The following is a 16,182-nucleotide window of genomic DNA, read 5'->3' as shown; positions in this document are numbered from 1 at the left end:
GCTATTCGCCGCTGAGCGTCACCACCACGCGGCGATGATGCGCCGTGCTGCGCGCCTCCCAGAGATAGAGCCCCTGCCAGGTTCCGAGCAGCAGGCGGCCATCGGCGAACGGAATCGTACGCTCGCAGCCCACCAGTGCATTGCGCACATGCGCCGGCATGTCGTCGTCACCTTCGGCATCGTGGGCAAACAGCGGATCGCCGTCCGGTACCGCGCGAACCATCCAGCGTTCAAGGTCACGCCGCACATCCGGGTCGGCATTCTCGGTCATCAGCAGCGTGGCGCTGGTGTGCCGAAGAAAAACATGGCACAGCCCGTACCTCATTCCGCTGTCGCCGATCAGTTCGTTCACGGCACCACCGATGTCGCGCCAGCCGCGTGCGGAAGTTTCGAAATTCAGGCTTCGTTGGTACATGAAAATGTCATCCTTCGCGGATTCATCATCGACATCGATGAAAACCCTCGCCCAGCCTCTTCCACAGCGACGAAAAGCCTGCTAAATAGGCGCGCAAAAGCAGTCCAAAGGCAAAAGGCAGTCTTCCTTGTCACGAGTTACTGCAGCGAGGTCACGTACATGGCGGGTAAGAAGCAGTCGCCATCCACCCAATCAAACTACACCGAGTTCGAAGACGACGACACCGCCGCCGAAGGCTGGGAGGACGATGCCGCGGAAGTCGAACCCGAAGACGAAACGCCCGCGGCCAGCGGCGCGTCGCGGGACTGGCGCGACGTTGAGCGCTACCGCGAGGAACGCGCACTGCGCAAGCTGATCGAGGATGAGTTCGAGGACTTCGGCGATCTTGACGACAAGCCGCGCAAGCGCCGCTGAGGCCCTGAGCTGCGCGGTACACTCCTTTGGACCGTTGGACCGTTGGACCGACCGGGCGCCCCTGAATCTGTGATGTCGGTTCGCCGCGCTTGAATGCGAGCGCGGCGCCCACACATATCTGACACCAGAGTCAACTTTCAGGAGTGTGCGCGCCATGCGCATGGACAAACTGACAACCCGTTTCCAACAGGCGCTGGCCGATGCGCAGTCCCTTGCGCTGGGCCGCGATCACCCGGCAATCGAGCCGCTGCACGTGATGCAGGCCCTGCTCGATCAGGACGGCGGCGGCATGCAGCCGCTGCTGATGCAGGCCGGCGTCAACACCGACCAGTTGCGCAACCGGCTGTCGCAGGCGCTGGAGAGGCTGCCGCGGCTGGGGAATGCCACCGGAGAAATCTCGGTCTCGCCGGAGCTGAATCGTGTTCTGAACCTCACCGACAAACTGGCCCAGCAGCGCAAGGACCAGTTCATCTCCAGCGAACTGTTTGTGCTCGCAGCGGTGGACGACAAGGGCACGCTGGGCGAAGTCCTGCGCGCAACCGGCGGCCGCAAACCGCTGATCGAGCAGACCATCGATCAGGTGCGTGGCGGCGCCCAGGTCGATTCGCAGAATGCCGAGGAGCAGCGGCAGTCTCTGGAAAAGTACACCATCGACCTCACGCAGCGCGCCAGCAGCGGCAAGCTCGACCCGGTGATCGGCCGCGACGACGAAATCCGCCGCGTGATCCAGGTGCTGTCGCGCCGCACCAAGAACAATCCGGTGCTGATCGGCGAACCCGGCGTGGGCAAGACCGCGATCGTCGAGGGCCTGGCGCAGCGCATCGTCAATGGCGAGGTTCCGGAAGGACTCAAGGACAAGCGCGTGCTGTCGCTGGACATGGCGGCGCTGATCGCCGGCGCCAAGTTCCGCGGCGAGTTCGAGGAACGCCTCAAGGGCGTGCTCAAGGATCTCGCCAAGCAGGAAGGCCAGGTCATCCTGTTCATCGACGAGCTGCACACCATGGTCGGCGCCGGCAAGGGCGAAGGCTCGATGGATGCCGGCAACATGCTCAAGCCGGCGCTGGCGCGCGGCGAGCTGCATTGCGTGGGCGCCACCACCCTGGACGAATACCGCAAGTACGTGGAAAAGGACGCGGCGCTGGAACGCCGCTTCCAGCAGGTCTACGTCGGCGAGCCCAGCGTGGAGGACACCATCGCCATCCTGCGCGGCCTCAAGGAACGCTATGAGGTCCACCATCGCGTGGAAATCACGGACGCCGCGATCATCGCGGCTGCGCGGCTGTCGGACCGCTACATCAGCAACCGCCAGTTGCCGGACAAGGCGATCGATCTGGTCGACGAAGCCGCTTCGCGCATTCGGATCGAGATCGACTCCAAGCCGGAAGTCATCGACAAGCTCGACCGCCGCCTGATCCAGCTCAAGATCGAACGCGAGGCGCTGAAGAAGGGTGAGGACGAATCGGCGAAGCGCGCTCTGGCGCAGCTCGACGAGGACATCGCCCGGCTCGAACGCGAGCACTCAGACCTCGACGAGAAGTGGAAGGCCGAAAAGGCGCAGGTGCAGGGTTCTGCCGGCGTCAAGGAAGAATTGGAGCGCGCCCGCCAGGAAGCCGAGGCGGCCCGCCGCGCCGGCGATCTGGCGCGCGCCTCCGAGCTGCAATACGGCCGCATCCCGGAATTGGAACGGCGTCTGCAACAGACTGCCGACAGCGATACCCAGCACTTCGAACTGCTGCGCAACAAGGTCGGCGACGACGAAATCGCCGAGGTCGTGTCGCGCTGGACCGGGGTACCCGTGTCCAAGCTGCTCGAAGGCGAGCGCGAAAAACTGCTGCGCATGGAAGAGGTCCTGCACGCCCGCGTGGTCGGCCAGAATGAGGCGATCAGCGCCGTATCCGATGCCATCCGCCGCTCGCGTGCCGGCCTGTCGGACCCGAACCGGCCGATCGGCTCGTTCCTGTTCCTCGGCCCCACCGGCGTCGGCAAGACCGAGCTGTGCAAGACGCTGGCGAACTTCCTGTTCGACAGCGAGGACGCGATGGTGCGCATCGACATGTCCGAGTTCATGGAACGGCACAGCGTGGCGCGCCTGATCGGCGCGCCTCCGGGCTACGTCGGCTACGAGGAAGGCGGCTATCTCACCGAGGCCGTGCGCCGCCGGCCGTATGCGGTGATCCTGCTCGACGAGGTCGAAAAGGCGCACCCGGAGGTATTCAACATCCTCTTGCAGGTGCTGGACGACGGCCGCCTCACCGACGGCCAGGGCCGCACCGTGGATTTCCGCAACACCGTGATCGTGATGACCTCGAACCTCGGCTCCAACCTGATTCAGGACCTGGGCAGCGACACCAACTACGAGGACATGAAGGCGGCGGTGATGACGGTGGTACGCCAGCACTTCCGGCCCGAGTTCATCAACCGCATCGATGAATCGGTGGTGTTCCATGCGCTGGGCAGCGCGCAGATCCGTTCGATTGCCGCGATCCAGACCGAAGGCCTGAAGAAGCGGCTGGGAGAACGCGGCATCGGCCTGCAGTTCGCCGATGCTGCACTCGACCACATCGCCGCCGCCGGCTTCGATCCGGTCTACGGCGCGCGACCGCTCAAGCGGGCGACGCAGACCTTGGTTGAGAACCCGCTGGCGCGCGCGATTCTGGACGGGCAGTTCGTCAGCGGAGACACGGTCAAGGTGGACTACCGGGACGAAGCGATGGTGTTCGACCGCGCCGCCTGAGACGGCTTACTCGGCAGTATCGGAACGGTCGCGCGACATGCGTTGCGCGGCCGTTTTCGCTTCGTCGAGGTTCTCGAACTGATCCGAGATCAGCGCGCCGACCTGGGCATTGATCGTGCGGATCGCGTTGTAGACCATGCCGATGGTACGGCGCTGACGGTCACGCAGCGCAAATCGGTCATGCTCCATCAGGCCGGATTTCTCCAGGGCCTCGAACGGCAGCTCGGCGATGTACTGGTGGACTTGCTCAACCGAAGTCGCACCACGGTCGATGGCATCCTGGATCGTGTCCTTGAGCCATTCCAGGCGTTCGAGTCTTTTCATCGGATTTCCCAGGGGCTGTTGACGGCCCGGAAGAAGGTATTGCGAACGTATTGGCTCCCTTCTCCCCTTGGGAGAAGGCTTGGGGATGAGGGCGCGCGCCCATCTGTGTGCCGAGGCGACATGCGGCGTTCGCCCTCACCCCGGTCCTCTTCCAGAGGGAGAGGGAGAAACGCCTTTACTACCCTAGACGCACCTAAACTCGGGCCGCAACCGCCTTCGACGTACGTCCGGACTCCGGCAGGGCGCGCTTGAAGATCGTGCGCAACACGCTGCCGTACTGCCGCGCGAAGGAGCCGCTGTTGTACGGCAGGCCGTACTTCTCGCAGACCGCCCGCACCTTCGGCGAAATCTGGGCGTAACGCGGCGCCGGCATGTCCGGAAACAGGTGGTGCTCGATCTGGTGGCTGAGGTGGCCGCTCATGATGTGCATCAGGCGCCCGCCCTCGATGTTGGCCGAACCCTGCATCTGGCGCAGGTACCAATCGCCGCGCGTTTCATTCTCGGTCTCGGCTTCGGTGTACATCCGTGTACCGTCCGGAAAGTGGCCGCAAAAAATGATCGCGTAGGACCAGACGTTGCGGATGCCGTTGGCGGCGAGGTTGCCCAGCAGCACGCGTGGCGCGTTCCACAGCGCCAGCGCCGGGAACAGCACGTAGTCCTTGACCAGTTGCTTGCGCATCTTCTTCAGGAACGGGCCGCTGTTTGCGCGTATGGAATGGCGACCTTTCCGCGTGCGGAGATTGGTGCCCATCTGCATCTCGTGAATGCCCACGCCCCACTGGAACAGCAGCGCCAGGGCCAGGTTGTTGACCGGGTTGAGCAGATACTTCGGGTGCCAGCGCTGCGCATCGGTGACACGCAGGATGCCGTAGCCCACGTCCACGTCCTTGCCGACGATGTTGGTGTAATTGTGGTGCATCACATTGTGCGAATGGCGCCAGTCCTCGCCAGCGCAGACGTTGTCCCAATCATAGGTCTGGGAATCGAAGGCCGGGTCGTTCATCCAGTCGTACTGGCCGTGCATGACGTTGTGGCCGATCTCCATGTTTTCCAGGATCTTGGCGGTGGACAGCGCAGCCACGCCCAGGGTCCAGGAGATCGGGGTGAAGCCGAACATCAGCAGGCCGCGGCCGGTGATCGCGCTGAGGCGTGCAATGCGCACCATGCGGCGGATGTGCTCGGCATCGGCCTCGCCGAGACCGGTCATGACTTCATCGCGGATCGCGTCGAGTTCGGCTTGCAGTTCGGCGGTCTGCCGTTGTGTGAGTACAGGATATTTCGGGCGGCTTTTCGGGGTCATCGGTTTCTCCTGCGCGGCCTCAGAGGTCCAGTTCCAGATCGGAGCGGGCCGCGCTGATGCAAAGTTGGATCAATTCGTCCGGCGCGTCGGATCGTGCGCCGCTGAGCAGGTTTTCGACGCTGCCGCTCTTCTTGCGGCACTGGCAGCTGCGGCAGATTCCGATGCGACAGCCATGCTTGGGCGACAGCCCGCCGGCCTCGGCGGCTTCGAGCAGACTCTGCTGAGGCCCGGCCTCGAACAGCCGCTCGGACGGGCCGCAACGAACTTGCAGCGCCTCTCCCGGCGCTGTCGCGCGCCGCGGCGGCAAGCCAAAACGCTCGTACTGCAATTGCGCGCTCAGACCCCGTTCGGCGTAGCCCTCGATCAGGCACTGCATGAAACCGCCCGGCCCGCACATCAGGGTGTGGCGCTGCGCGTAGTCGGGCACCCGTGCCGCAATCGACTCAAACGTGGCATGGCCGTGCGTCGCGCTGAAGTGGCTCAGGCACTTCAGCGCCGGCCAGTGCGCCGCCAGTGCGCTCAGGCGCGCCGCGAAGATCGCATCGCCGGCCGTCCGCGAGCCGTGCACGAAGACGATATCTCCGGAATAGCCTTCGGCGTGCAGTTGTTCCAGCATCGCCATCAGCGGCGTCACGCCGCTGCCGATGCCGAGCATCAGCAGGCGTTCGGGTCGTTGCGCCGGTAGCACGAAGCCGCCCCGGGCACTGGACAGCGTCAGCACGCTGCCGACACGAATCCGCGCATGCATGCGGGCGGTGACGCCGTCGCCGGGCTGACGACGCACCGTGAAGCTGCAATGCCTGGAGTCGGCGCTGGACAGGCTGAAGGCGCGGCGCTGACGGACCCCCTCGGTCTCCATCTCGATCAGGCAATGCTGGCCGGCGACATGCCCGGCCCAGCGGGCATTCGGCTTGAGGACGAAGGTCTTGGTATCCGGCGTTTCGCTGCGCACCTCGATCACCCGTGCGCGAATCCGTCCCAGCGCCCACATCGGATTGACGCGTTCGAGCAATTCGTCGACCGCCTGCAGATCGTTCAGCGGGTGCAGCCAGGGGCTGCGCAGGGTTCTCTTGATTTCGGCCGGAAGCATCTCCGGAAGCAGCGGACGCATGGGTGGTCCCGTCATTTCAGTGCACATACGTTCACTGAAATTTTTCAGGTCGTCAAGACGCCATAGCGAAATTCTCCTGGATTAACTTATGGACTTCAATATATTCATGAACTTATAATTCCATCTCTTTCAAATTCATGGCGAGTACATTCATGCGCAGAACACGGCACGGAGATAGCGGAAGCCGTGTCGAGCGCAAACAGCGCACGCGTGCCGCCCTGCTGGACGCAGCCTTGAGACTGATGGCGCAGGGACGCAGCTTTACCAGCCTCGGGCTGCGCGAGATCACGCGCGAGGCCGGCGTGGTGCCGACTTCGTTCTACCGGCACTTCACGGACCTGGACGAACTCGGGCTGGCGCTGGTCGAAGAGGGCGGTCTGACCCTGCGGCGGCTGTTGCGCGAAGCGCGCCGCGCGGACCTGCCGGCCAAGGACATGATTCGCCGCTCGGTGGAGACCTATCGCGACTATGTGGACGGGCACCGCCTGCAATTCCTGTTCATCGCCGGGGAACGCAGCGGCGGCTCGCTCGCGATTCGCGCCGCGATTCGCAGCGAGATCGACCATTTCACGCACGAAATCGCGCAGGACCTGCGCGGGCTCGGGCTGTTCGCCGATCTGTCCAGCGACAGCCTGCGCTTGATCTGCAGCCTGGTGGTGACGACGATGCTCACGGCGGCCGTGGATTTTCTGGACCTGCCGCCCGAGCAGGCACGGCGCGAATCCGAGCTGATCGACAATTTCGTTCAGCAGATTCGCTTGATCTTCCTCGGCGCCGCGCACTGGCGCGACGCCTGAGCCCTACTCCGCCGGGTCCGGCGGGCGAGCCAACACCTGACGTTCCATGGCGTCGATGCCAATGTGGCGCACGTCCTTGCCCTTGACCAGATAAACCACGTATTCGGCGATGTTCTTGGCGTGGTCGCCGATGCGCTCCATCGCGCGAATGCAGAAGATGATGTCGATGACCGGGCCGACGGTCCGCACGTCTTCCATCATGTAGGTCATCAGCTGACGCATCAGCGACTCGTACTCGCGATCCACCACGATGTCCTGCCGCGCGACCGCCACCGCCGCCTCGGCGTCCATGCGCGCGAAGGCGTCGAGCGCATCGTGAACCATGGTGCGAACCTGATTGGACAGGTGCTGGACCTGCAGCATGTGCTCGCGGGTCCGCTCCTTGGCCGCCAGGCTGATCGCCATGCGCGCGATCTTGGCGGCCTCGTCGCCGATCCGCTCCAGATCGGTGATGGTCTTGATCACGGCGTAGACCAGACGCAGGTCTCCGGCGGTCGGCTGACGACGCACCAGAATCTGGCTGCAATCCTCGTCGATCCGCAGCTCGATACGGTTGATCTCCTGATCGGCGGCCTCCACCTGCGATGCGAGTATGCCGTCCAGCGACACCAGCGCCCGTGTGGCGTCGAGAATCTGCGTTTCGACACGCCCGCCCATTTCCAGCACGCGCGAGCGGACGTCTTCCAGTTCGGCGTTGAACTGGCTGGAGATATGCTGCCTGTAGTCGGACTTGTCCATTGCCTGCCCTCTGTTCAACCTGCGGGGTGTCGAACCGCGACAACACGGTCCGGAAACGCGAAAAGGCGCGGCCCGGCGTGGCAACCGGACCGCGCAAAACCGTAAGGCGAGAACTCAGAAAACGAGCTGCGCACGCGCAACGACAGAACTGGGGTCGTCGTCGACATCTGCGCCCGCCTCCGCGCTGCCGATGTTGTAGTCGAGCATGAAGCGGACCTTCGGATTGAAGTAGTAGTTCACACCCGCCGAGACCGTGGTCGCCTCGGGTTCTCCGACCGCGTCATCGTTCTTGATGAAGTCGTAGCGCAGCTTGAATTCCAGCGCGCCGAACGCCTTCGGATTCGAGAACACGCCCTTGTCACGCTTGTACGGCTTGGTTTCCCCGGTTGCGAACCAGCTGGCCTGCACGTAGTAGGCGGTCAGGTCCTGATCCGCGGCGCCGTCGGTCTCATAGCTGGCGAGACTGTACTCGCCCTGCACAAAGAACGAACCGTAGCTGCCGGCGAGTTCCAACGTGCTGGTCTGCTGCTTGTCATAGCCTTCGCCGACCAGCGCGAGCCGCGGCCCGTTACGGCCGACATAGCGTGCCGAAGCGGTCGGCGAGGGATTGACCTCGATGTCGTCGTAGTCGGCGATGTCGTACGACAGCCCGACGTGCAGCGTGCTGCGATCGCCCGAGATCGGCGCATAGCTCAGACGCACCGATTCCCCGTTGCCGTCGGCCGCGCTGGAGGCGTTCTTGGCGGCGTCGGTATTGACGTTGTAGTACACCACCATCGCGGTGAAGCCGGCGCCGGCGTATTCGTAGGAAATTCCGTTCTGGTATTCGCGGCCGCTGAACAGGGTGTTGTTGGAAATGAACGGACGCTCGGCGAACAGCACATCATTGGAGCTGGTGCGCTCCTCCATACCGTAGGCCGGCTGCATGTGACCCAGCTTGACGAAACCGCCGAACAGCTCATGGCCAATCCACATGTCCTTACCGGCCGGGTCGTCCGACGAAAGATCGGTTTCGAGCTTGTATTCGAAGCCGTAGAGCTTGCCGGCCAGCGACAGATAGGCACGCCGCAGATAGAAGCCATCGGTCGAGGCGTCTTCGATCTGATCGTCGCTGAACGACGCGTAGTCATAGTGCAGGCGGCCGCCGAGGGTACCCTCGAACTCACCGTCGGAGGAACTGATCTTCAAGCCGCCGCCGCTGCTCGCGGTGTCGGCACGGGCGACCGGCGCCGCAACAGCCATGACCACCGCCATCGTGGCTGCATATCCGAAGTGCTTCTTCACCGAAACCTCCAATTTTTTTAGTGGGAAGCGGCGCGTCACGGCCATGGTTCTCGTGTCGGGGTAAGGAAACCGGTCAGCGATGGCGCGCAGTGTGAGAAGCGCAAGTGGCACTTCTGTGACAATTAGATTTCAATTTGATGACAATCACGTCAATTCATCCCCATGCCGACGAACGGTTGATCAGGCACAGGCCCACCACGGACAAGGAAATGTATGAATGTAGCGTTGAAGCGCTTGACAGGCCGTACTGTCATAGTCCGCAACACGACCGCAACGAAATTGTCATGTGCGGAGGCTAGGCTGCGCCGACTTTCCCGTCATCCTCAGGAGAATGTGGTGACTTTCATGCGAAAATCCGTGGTCTGGCTCAGCCTGGTCATCGCAGGCGGCATGGTCGCCTGCTCCGATTCGAACCCCGACGTCTCGCCGGGCGAGATGGCGAGCGCGCCGTCCAGCAGATCCGCGATTTCCGGTGCGGGCGCAACCTTCCCCTACCCGATCTACGCCAAGTGGGCCGACGCCTACAAGACCAAGACCGACATCGGCCTGAACTATCAGTCAATCGGTTCCGGGGGCGGCATCAAGCAGATCAAGGCCAATACCGTCACCTTCGGCGCGTCCGACAAGCCGCTCAAACCCGAAGAACTCGACGAAGCCGGACTGATCCAGTTTCCGATGGTGATGGGCGGTGTGGTGCCGGTGGTTCATATCGACGGTATCGAAGGAGGCGATCTGACGCTGGACGGCCCCACACTGGCCGATATTTTCAGCGGCAAAGTGGGGAAGTGGAACGCCCCTGAGATCGTGGCACTGAATCCCGACGTGGAACTGCCCGACACGGCGATCGCCATCGTGCACCGCTCCGACGGTTCGGGCACCACCTTCAACTTCACGTACTACCTGTCCGCGGTCAATCCCGCCTGGGAAGAAGAGATCGGCGCGGATTCGGCCGTTCAGTGGCCGGTCGGCATCGGTGCCAAGGGCAACGAAGGCGTCGCCAACATGGTCACCCAGACCAATGGCGCGATCGGCTATGTGGAATACGCCTACGCGCTGCAGAACGACATGGCGTACACCAAGATGAAGAACGCCGATGGCGTGGTCGTCGAACCGAACGCCGAGAACTTCCAGGCCGCCGCCGCCAATGCGGACTGGGCCCGGGCTCCGGGCTACTATCTGATCCTTGCCAATCAACCGGGCGCCGACAGCTGGCCGATGACCGCGGCCACCTTCATCCTGGTGTATAAGGAGCCGAAGGATCCGGCCGCGCTCAAGACCGCTCTGGACTTCTTCGATTGGGCCTATGCTTCGGGCGACGAGATGGCCGATGAGCTCCATTACGTGCCGATGCCGGATGCTGTCGTAAACATGGTCAAGAAAACCTGGGCCGAGAGCATCAAGGACAGCAGCGGCAAGGCGCTCTGGACGAACTGATACGGCCTCGCAAGCTTGTGAACTGCGTCGGGGCCATACGGCCCCGACGAATTTCCTTTTCAAAGCAACTGATCGAATGAACGCCGAAGCCACCATCGACAATCCGATCAGCGACAGTGCGCTCTCGCGCAACCGGATGCGAGATACCGTACTGCACGCGATTACCCGTACGGCGGCCATCGGCGTACTGATCATGCTCAGCGGCGTCATCATCACGCTGATCCACGGTTCCCTCCCAGCACTCGACCAATTCGGCTTTTCATTCCTGCACACCGAATCCTGGAATCCGGTCAAGGAAGATTTCGGCGCCGCTGCCCCGATTTACGGCACCGTGATTTCGTCCCTGATCGCGATGGTGATCGGCGTCCCTATCAGTATCGGCATCGCCATTTTCATCACCGAGCTGTGCCCGAAATCCATGAAGCGTCCGATCGGCATCGCCATCGAACTGCTCGCGGGCATTCCCAGCATCATCTACGGCATCTGGGGTCTGTTCGTGCTGGCCCCGCTGCTGCAGCATTACGTACAACCGGCGCTGATCAGCACCTTCGAGCACGTGCCGCTGATGTCGTCCCTGTTTTCCGGTCCCCCGTACGGGATCGGCATGCTGACGGCCGGCCTGATCCTGTCGATCATGGTGCTGCCGTTCATCACCTCGATCACGCGCGACGTGTTCGAAACCGTGCCCCCGATGCTCAAGGAGTCCGCCTACGGACTGGGCTGCACCACCTGGGAGGTGGTGCGCCACATCGTGCTGCCCTACACGCGCGTCGGGGTCGTCGGCGGCATCATGCTCGGCCTGGGGCGCGCACTCGGCGAAACCATGGCGGTGACCTTCGTCATCGGCAATGCGCATCGCATCAGCAGTTCGCTGCTGGCACCGGGCACCACGATCTCGGCGACGATCGCCAATGAGTTCACCGAAGCGGTGGGCGATCTCTACACCTCGTCGCTGATCGCGCTCGGCCTGATTCTGTTCCTGATCACTTTCATCGTCCTTGCCGCCGCGCGCCTGATGCTGCTGCGCATGGAACGCCGCAGTGGAGCCTGAGATGGATGCCCAAACCGCTGGACCGTCGATGGCGCTGTTCCGTCGGCGTCGTCGCAGCCACCTGATCGCGATGAGCTTTTCATGCGGCGCCGCCGGCCTCGGCCTGATTGCGCTTGGCTGGATTCTGGTGGTGCTGGTGATGAAAGGCGCCGGCGGACTGTCGCTGCAGGTCTTCACCGAAAACACCCCGCCGCCCGGCAGTGCCGGCGGCCTGATCAACGCCATCTTCGGCAGCCTGGTACAGACCATCGTGGCTACCGTGGTCGGCACGCCGATCGGTATTCTCGCCGGCACCTACCTGGCCGAATATGGTCGCGGAACCCGTCTTGCCGCGGTGGTGCGCTTCATCAACGACGTGCTGTTGTCGGCTCCCTCGATCGTTGTCGGCCTGTTCGTGTACGTGGTCATGGTCGAACCGATGGGCCACTTCTCGGCCTGGGCCGGCTGCGCCGCGTTATCGATCCTGGTCTTGCCGATCGTGGTGCGCACCACCGAAGACATGCTGCGACTGGTGCCGGACAGCCTGCGCGAGGCCGCCTCTGCGCTGGGCGCGCCACGCAACGTCGTCATTCGCCAGATCTGCTACCGCGCAGCACGAGCCGGCCTGCTCACCGGCGTGCTGCTGGCCATCGGCCGCATCAGCGGCGAAACCGCCCCGCTGCTGTTCACCTCCTTGAACAATCAGTTCTGGAGCACGAACATGAACGAACCGATGGCCAACCTGCCCGTCGTGATTTTCCAGTTCGCGCTGTCGCCGTATGAAGACTGGCAGCGTCTGGCCTGGGCCGGCGCGCTTCTGATTACACTCACGGTACTCGCGCTCAACATCGTGGCGCGCGTGCTGTCATCGTCCAAGAGTCAGGGCTCATGAAGACCATGGAATCTCCGACCCGCAACGCCGCAGACCTCCGCGAGACTTATATGCCCGAAGCGCCGAATACCGAGACCGCGGAGCCGCTGAAGGAAAAGGTCAGCGTTCGCAACCTCAATTTCTACTACGGTACACATCATGCGCTGAAGGATATTTCGCTTCCGCTCTACGAGCGCTGCGTCACCGCCTTCATCGGTCCGTCGGGCTGCGGCAAGTCCACGCTGCTACGTGTGCTCAACCGCATGTACGACCTCTACGGCGGCCAGCGCGCGGAGGGCGAGGTGCTGCTCGACGGCGACAACATCATCGGCCCGGGACAGGATCTCAACCTGCTGCGCGCGCGCATCGGCATGGTGTTCCAGAAGCCCACACCGTTCCCGATGTCGATCTACGACAACATCGCCTTCGGCATCCGGCTCTACGAAAAGCTCGGCCGCGCGCAGATGAACGAACGCGTCGAAGACGCGCTGCGCCGCACCGCGCTGTGGGACGAAGTCAAGGACAAGCTGCACAACTCCGGCCTGGGCCTGTCCGGCGGCCAGCAGCAGCGCCTGTGCATCGCGCGCTCGATCGCGGTGCGTCCGCAGGTACTGCTGCTCGACGAACCCACCTCGGCGCTGGACCCCATTTCCACCGCCAAGATCGAAGAGCTGATCTACCAGCTCAAGGCCGATTACACCATCGCCATCGTCACCCACAACATGCAGCAGGCGGCGCGCACCTCCGACTACTCCGCCTTCATGTATCTCGGCGAACTGGTCGAGTTCGGCACCACCGACCAGATGTTCCGGGCACCGCGCCAGACGCGTACCGAGGATTACATTACGGGACGCTTCGGCTAGCCGCTTGTCGAGCGAACCTCATTCCGGACAAGTCCAAGGCTTGATCCGGAACAGCGCGCGGTTATTACGCCAGCCTCCCGCGAAAATCTTCAAGCCCCTCCATCAGGCCGGGCTCTCGATCCCGCGAGCCCCGATCCGGTTGTAGGCGATGCCCCCGAAGATCACGATCACGACGATCAGCTGGGCAACATAGCTTTCCAGCGTCGGAAACAGCCCCAGCCAAACCATCCGCGGGCCGGCCACCGGCGTCACCGACATCAGCCCGGCCTCCTGCAGACCCGCAACGCCCTTGCCTGCCAGCACGAAGGCCAGAATCGCGATCAGCGCGGAGCTGGCGCTGAAGAAACGTCCGATCGGCAGCTGCGTGCTGGCGCGCAACATCACCCAGGCGAGTACCGCCAGCAGCACGCTGCCGACCAGCAGCCCCGCCAGCACCGGTCTGCCGCCGCCTTCGCTCCACAGCGCTGCGTAGAACAGAATGGTTTCGAACACCTCGCGGTAGACCACCACGAACGCAAGCGCCGCCAGCGCCCAGGCAGACCGCTTGGTCAGCGCGTGCGACAGCTTCTCCCGGATGTATTGTTGCCAGCGGCCGGCCAGGCTCTTGTGGTGCATCCACAGTCCGACCGTCAACAGCACCACTGCAGCGAACAGACTGCCGAAGCCTTCAGTCAGTTCGCGACTGGCTCCGCTGATGGAGATCAGCCGGGTCGCCACGAGCCAGGTGGCAAAGCCGGCCAGCAAGGCGCCGATCCAGCCCATGTGAATGTACGGCATCACATCCTGGCGATTCGCCTTGCGCAGGAACGCCACCATCGCCACCACCACCAGCAGGGCTTCCAGACCTTCGCGCAGCAATATGGTCAACGCGCCGATCATCACCGACCAGAAGCTCCCGCCGGGAGCATCGAGCACTGAATCGACCTCGTCGAACAGGGATTCGATATCGGACGCCGCGCTGGCCACGACTTCCGGCGGCGCGGCGCGGGCGATCGATGCGCGATAAGCATTCATCGCTCCTTCCACACGTCCGAGAATATCGCCCTTGCTGGCCAGCATCGGTTCGATCGGTTCGAAGCCGTCGAGGTAGGCGGACAGCGCAAGGCGCTTCGCCGCGTCCTGCTCGCCGGCGCGATAGGCTTCCACGCTCGCCGCCAGCTGGCTGCGCGCAAGTTCCAGTCGTCCGGCGTCCGCCGCCTGTACCGCGGCTGGTTCGTGCCGCAGATACGCCATGACCGCGTCCGCTGTCTCGGTGTCGCTATGCTCGGCGATCGCCGCCGGCGAGGTCTGCACCAGCGCATCCAGATCAGGAATCTGCGCGCGCAGGCCGACCGTCTGTTCCCAGGCCGCACGCCCTTGCGCAGCCCGATCCGCCGGAAACGCCAGACCGGACACGTAGAACGCGAGCGCCCACTGATCGGCTTCCGGCAGATGGCCGAAACTGATCATCGGCGTGCCTTCGAGCCCTTGATGGATCACCTGGTACAGCGCGAACACCGAACGCTGGCGGGCCCGCTCCATGTCGGTGAAATCGATCGGAGCAGGTTCCATGTTGGCACCGGCCGGGCCGTCACCCTGTCCCTGAGCGCCATGACAGCTCGCGCACTGCTGCTGATAGAGCACTGCGCCGTGTGCGATGTCCGGAACCTGTTGCGGCGCCGTCGGCACCGGGTGCAAGGCGAGCAATGCCGAGCCCAGACCATGGGCGGCCGCACGGACATCCGCCGCGGAGGCCTTGGCATTGACCAACCGCAGCAGTTCATCGGCGCCCCGCAGCAGTTCGGTCGGATCGGGCTCCGCCGGCAGCGAGGCAATGCGCTGCCGGATGGTGCCCGCGAATTCCAGCATCTCCTCGTATTCGAATTCGCTGACCACTTCACCGTTTTCAACCGCCCCGGCGTAGTCCACGGCCATATAGTCGATCAAACGCCAGGTGGTGCGAATTTCGTCGCTCAGCGCCGCAAATGCAGGCGCAGACAGGGAAATCAGGGCCAAGGCCCAGCACACGAGGCCCATCTTTTTGAACATGGTCGGATTCCGGCGTTAGACAGTAATGCGAACGATTATAGTTCTCTCTCGCTTGCGTGCCGAATTCGTCGCAGTTGCGGCACACAATTCAGCACGTCGCCGAAAGAATGTCAGAAGCCCGTCTCGGGAATCCGGCTCATGGCCCGTCGCGGCTGACGGAACTCATTGACCGAATGGGCACCCTCCCATCAGGTTTCCACCGCGTCGAGCAGCGCCAGATCGACCGTTCTATAAGATAAACCGGGTAGCGAAGCAGTGCCCGCTGCGTCGGCTCCCCCGTCCGTCGGTGGCACCTACCTCATCGCACCGGCCTGTCGTGAATGCAAAGCCGAAGGAAGACTTGCATGATTCGTTTCTATTTCCACCCGACGCCCAATCCCGCCAAGCTCGCGCTGCCGCTGGAGGGAACCGGGCTGGCTTACGAAGCCGTGCCCGTCGACACTCGCAAGGGCGAGCAACATACACCCGCCTTTCGGGCGAGCGCGGCCGGCGGGTCGGCGAGGACCATGAATTCAACAACGATTTCGACGAACAGACGCGTCGCGCTCTGTTCCCGTCGAACTATCCCCACAACGCGTTAACACATCCACAGCGGAGACCCGAGCATGAGCGATTCCCCCGAATACACGCCACCGAAGGTCTGGACCTGGAACAAGCCCAGCGGTGGCCGCTTCGCCAGCATCAACCGGCCGGTCGCCGGCCCGACCCACGACAAGCCATTGCCGGTCGGAAAGCACCCGCTGCAGCTCTACTCGATGGCAACACCGAACGGGCAGAAAGTCACGATCATGCTCGAAGAGCTGCTCGCCCTCGGCCATGCGGGTGCCGAATACGACGCC

Annotated in this window: 14 protein-coding genes and 2 pseudogenes; 9 read left to right on the top strand and 7 right to left on the bottom strand. The window is 63.4% G+C overall.

The window, feature by feature from the left end; translation table 11 throughout:
- Position 1: 1 nt before the first annotated feature.
- Entirely contained in the window at positions 2-415 is a 414-nt protein-coding gene (locus tag RM530_RS14455; RefSeq protein ID WP_489752852.1) for a secondary thiamine-phosphate synthase enzyme YjbQ, read from the bottom strand.
- Between RM530_RS14455 and RM530_RS14450 the strand changes: the two genes are divergently transcribed.
- Together RM530_RS14450 and clpB are read left to right on the top strand one after the other, a co-directional pair.
- Positions 305-829, top strand: a complete 525-nt coding sequence (locus RM530_RS14450) for a hypothetical protein (protein WP_311366025.1) — start codon at positions 305-307, stop codon at positions 827-829. The two genes, RM530_RS14455 and RM530_RS14450, sit on opposite strands and share 111 nt — an antisense overlap.
- A gap of 154 nt (positions 830-983) precedes the next feature.
- Positions 984-3,563, top strand: a complete 2,580-nt coding sequence (gene clpB, locus RM530_RS14445; protein ID WP_349256251.1) for an ATP-dependent chaperone ClpB — start codon at positions 984-986, stop codon at positions 3,561-3,563.
- A gap of 6 nt (positions 3,564-3,569) precedes the next feature.
- Here the strand turns inward: clpB and RM530_RS14440 are convergent, their stop codons facing one another.
- The 3 genes from RM530_RS14440 to RM530_RS14430 all read right to left on the bottom strand — a co-directional run bounded on the left by RM530_RS14440 (position 3,570) and on the right by RM530_RS14430 (position 6,298).
- Positions 3,570-3,887 carry a hypothetical protein gene (locus RM530_RS14440; RefSeq protein WP_311365959.1) on the bottom strand — a complete coding sequence of 106 codons (318 nt, stop codon included), beginning with the start codon at positions 3,885-3,887 and terminating at the stop codon, positions 3,570-3,572.
- Positions 3,888-4,080: 193 nt separating this feature from the next.
- On the bottom strand, positions 4,081-5,187 hold the full coding sequence (locus RM530_RS14435; RefSeq protein WP_311365958.1) for a fatty acid desaturase family protein: 1,107 nt from the start codon (positions 5,185-5,187) through the stop codon (positions 4,081-4,083).
- Positions 5,188-5,206: 19 nt separating this feature from the next.
- The gene (locus RM530_RS14430; protein WP_311365957.1) at positions 5,207-6,298 is read right to left on the bottom strand and encodes a ferredoxin reductase; all 1,092 of its coding nucleotides are present in this window, start codon (positions 6,296-6,298) and stop codon (positions 5,207-5,209) included.
- Between the two features lie 152 nt (positions 6,299-6,450).
- On the opposite strand from RM530_RS14430, the gene fabR reads away from it, so the two are divergent.
- Positions 6,451-7,095 carry an HTH-type transcriptional repressor FabR gene (gene fabR, locus RM530_RS14425; RefSeq protein ID WP_311365956.1) on the top strand — a complete coding sequence of 215 codons (645 nt, stop codon included), beginning with the start codon at positions 6,451-6,453 and terminating at the stop codon, positions 7,093-7,095.
- Positions 7,096-7,098: 3 nt separating this feature from the next.
- Here fabR and phoU read toward each other — a convergent pair whose 3' ends face one another.
- Entirely contained in the window at positions 7,099-7,833 is a 735-nt protein-coding gene (phoU, locus tag RM530_RS14420; RefSeq protein WP_311365955.1) for a phosphate signaling complex protein PhoU, read from the bottom strand.
- Positions 7,834-7,947: 114 nt separating this feature from the next.
- Positions 7,948-9,117 (bottom strand): OprO/OprP family phosphate-selective porin, encoded by a 1,170-nt coding sequence (locus tag RM530_RS14415; RefSeq protein WP_311365954.1) that lies wholly within the window; start codon positions 9,115-9,117, stop codon positions 7,948-7,950.
- 345 nt (positions 9,118-9,462) lie between these two features.
- On the opposite strand from RM530_RS14415, the gene pstS reads away from it, so the two are divergent.
- From pstS to pstB, 4 genes are all read left to right on the top strand, one after another.
- Positions 9,463-10,551, top strand: coding sequence for a phosphate ABC transporter substrate-binding protein PstS (pstS, locus tag RM530_RS14410; RefSeq protein WP_311366023.1), 1,089 nt, complete (start codon positions 9,463-9,465; stop codon positions 10,549-10,551).
- A 76-nt stretch (positions 10,552-10,627) separates the two neighbouring features.
- Positions 10,628-11,602, top strand: coding sequence for a phosphate ABC transporter permease subunit PstC (pstC, locus tag RM530_RS14405; RefSeq protein ID WP_311365953.1), 975 nt, complete (start codon positions 10,628-10,630; stop codon positions 11,600-11,602).
- Between the two features lie 28 nt (positions 11,603-11,630).
- Positions 11,631-12,473, top strand: coding sequence for a phosphate ABC transporter permease PstA (gene pstA, locus RM530_RS14400; protein WP_432276105.1), 843 nt, complete (start codon positions 11,631-11,633; stop codon positions 12,471-12,473).
- A gap of 50 nt (positions 12,474-12,523) precedes the next feature.
- Positions 12,524-13,315: a phosphate ABC transporter ATP-binding protein PstB gene (pstB, locus tag RM530_RS14395; RefSeq protein WP_349256253.1), complete on the top strand. Its 792-nt coding sequence runs from the start codon at positions 12,524-12,526 to the stop codon at positions 13,313-13,315.
- Between the two features lie 102 nt (positions 13,316-13,417).
- On the opposite strand, the gene RM530_RS14390 is transcribed toward pstB, so the two are convergent.
- Positions 13,418-15,343 (bottom strand): FTR1 family protein, encoded by a 1,926-nt coding sequence (locus RM530_RS14390; RefSeq protein ID WP_311365950.1) that lies wholly within the window; start codon positions 15,341-15,343, stop codon positions 13,418-13,420.
- A 344-nt stretch (positions 15,344-15,687) separates the two neighbouring features.
- On the opposite strand from RM530_RS14390, the pseudogene RM530_RS18775 reads away from it, so the two are divergent.
- A pseudogene (locus tag RM530_RS18775) lies at positions 15,688-15,829 on the top strand (thioredoxin domain-containing protein); the annotation flags it as partial.
- A 119-nt stretch (positions 15,830-15,948) separates the two neighbouring features.
- A pseudogene (locus RM530_RS14380) lies at positions 15,949-16,182 on the top strand (glutathione-dependent disulfide-bond oxidoreductase); the annotation flags it as partial.

It is taken from the genome of Banduia mediterranea, assembly GCF_031846245.1.
Taxonomy (GTDB): Bacteria; Pseudomonadota; Gammaproteobacteria; order Nevskiales; family Nevskiaceae; genus Banduia; species Banduia mediterranea.
Note: the sequence above shows the minus strand (reverse complement) of the source record. Positions and strands in the feature narration are given on the sequence as shown.

Bases quoted from the DNA above. Each gene is read 5' to 3' on its own strand.
- RM530_RS14440 (WP_311365959.1), bottom strand. From the start codon at position 3,887: ATGAAAAGACTCGAACGCCTGGAATGGCTCAAGGACACGATCCAGGAT.
- pstS (WP_311366023.1), top strand. From the start codon at position 9,463: ATGCGAAAATCCGTGGTCTGGCTCAGCCTGGTCATCGCAGGCGGCATG.
- pstB (WP_349256253.1), top strand. From the start codon at position 12,524: ATGCCCGAAGCGCCGAATACCGAGACCGCGGAGCCGCTGAAGGAAAAG.
- pstA (WP_432276105.1), top strand. From the start codon at position 11,631: ATGGCGCTGTTCCGTCGGCGTCGTCGCAGCCACCTGATCGCGATGAGC.
- RM530_RS14390 (WP_311365950.1), bottom strand. From the start codon at position 15,343: ATGTTCAAAAAGATGGGCCTCGTGTGCTGGGCCTTGGCCCTGATTTCC.
- RM530_RS14455 (WP_489752852.1), bottom strand. From the start codon at position 415: ATGTACCAACGAAGCCTGAATTTCGAAACTTCCGCACGCGGCTGGCGC.
- RM530_RS14430 (WP_311365957.1), bottom strand. From the start codon at position 6,298: ATGCGTCCGCTGCTTCCGGAGATGCTTCCGGCCGAAATCAAGAGAACC.
- RM530_RS14450 (WP_311366025.1), top strand. From the start codon at position 305: ATGGCACAGCCCGTACCTCATTCCGCTGTCGCCGATCAGTTCGTTCAC.
- fabR (WP_311365956.1), top strand. From the start codon at position 6,451: ATGCGCAGAACACGGCACGGAGATAGCGGAAGCCGTGTCGAGCGCAAA.
- RM530_RS14435 (WP_311365958.1), bottom strand. From the start codon at position 5,187: ATGACCCCGAAAAGCCGCCCGAAATATCCTGTACTCACACAACGGCAG.
- phoU (WP_311365955.1), bottom strand. From the start codon at position 7,833: ATGGACAAGTCCGACTACAGGCAGCATATCTCCAGCCAGTTCAACGCC.
- clpB (WP_349256251.1), top strand. From the start codon at position 984: ATGCGCATGGACAAACTGACAACCCGTTTCCAACAGGCGCTGGCCGAT.
- pstC (WP_311365953.1), top strand. From the start codon at position 10,628: ATGAACGCCGAAGCCACCATCGACAATCCGATCAGCGACAGTGCGCTC.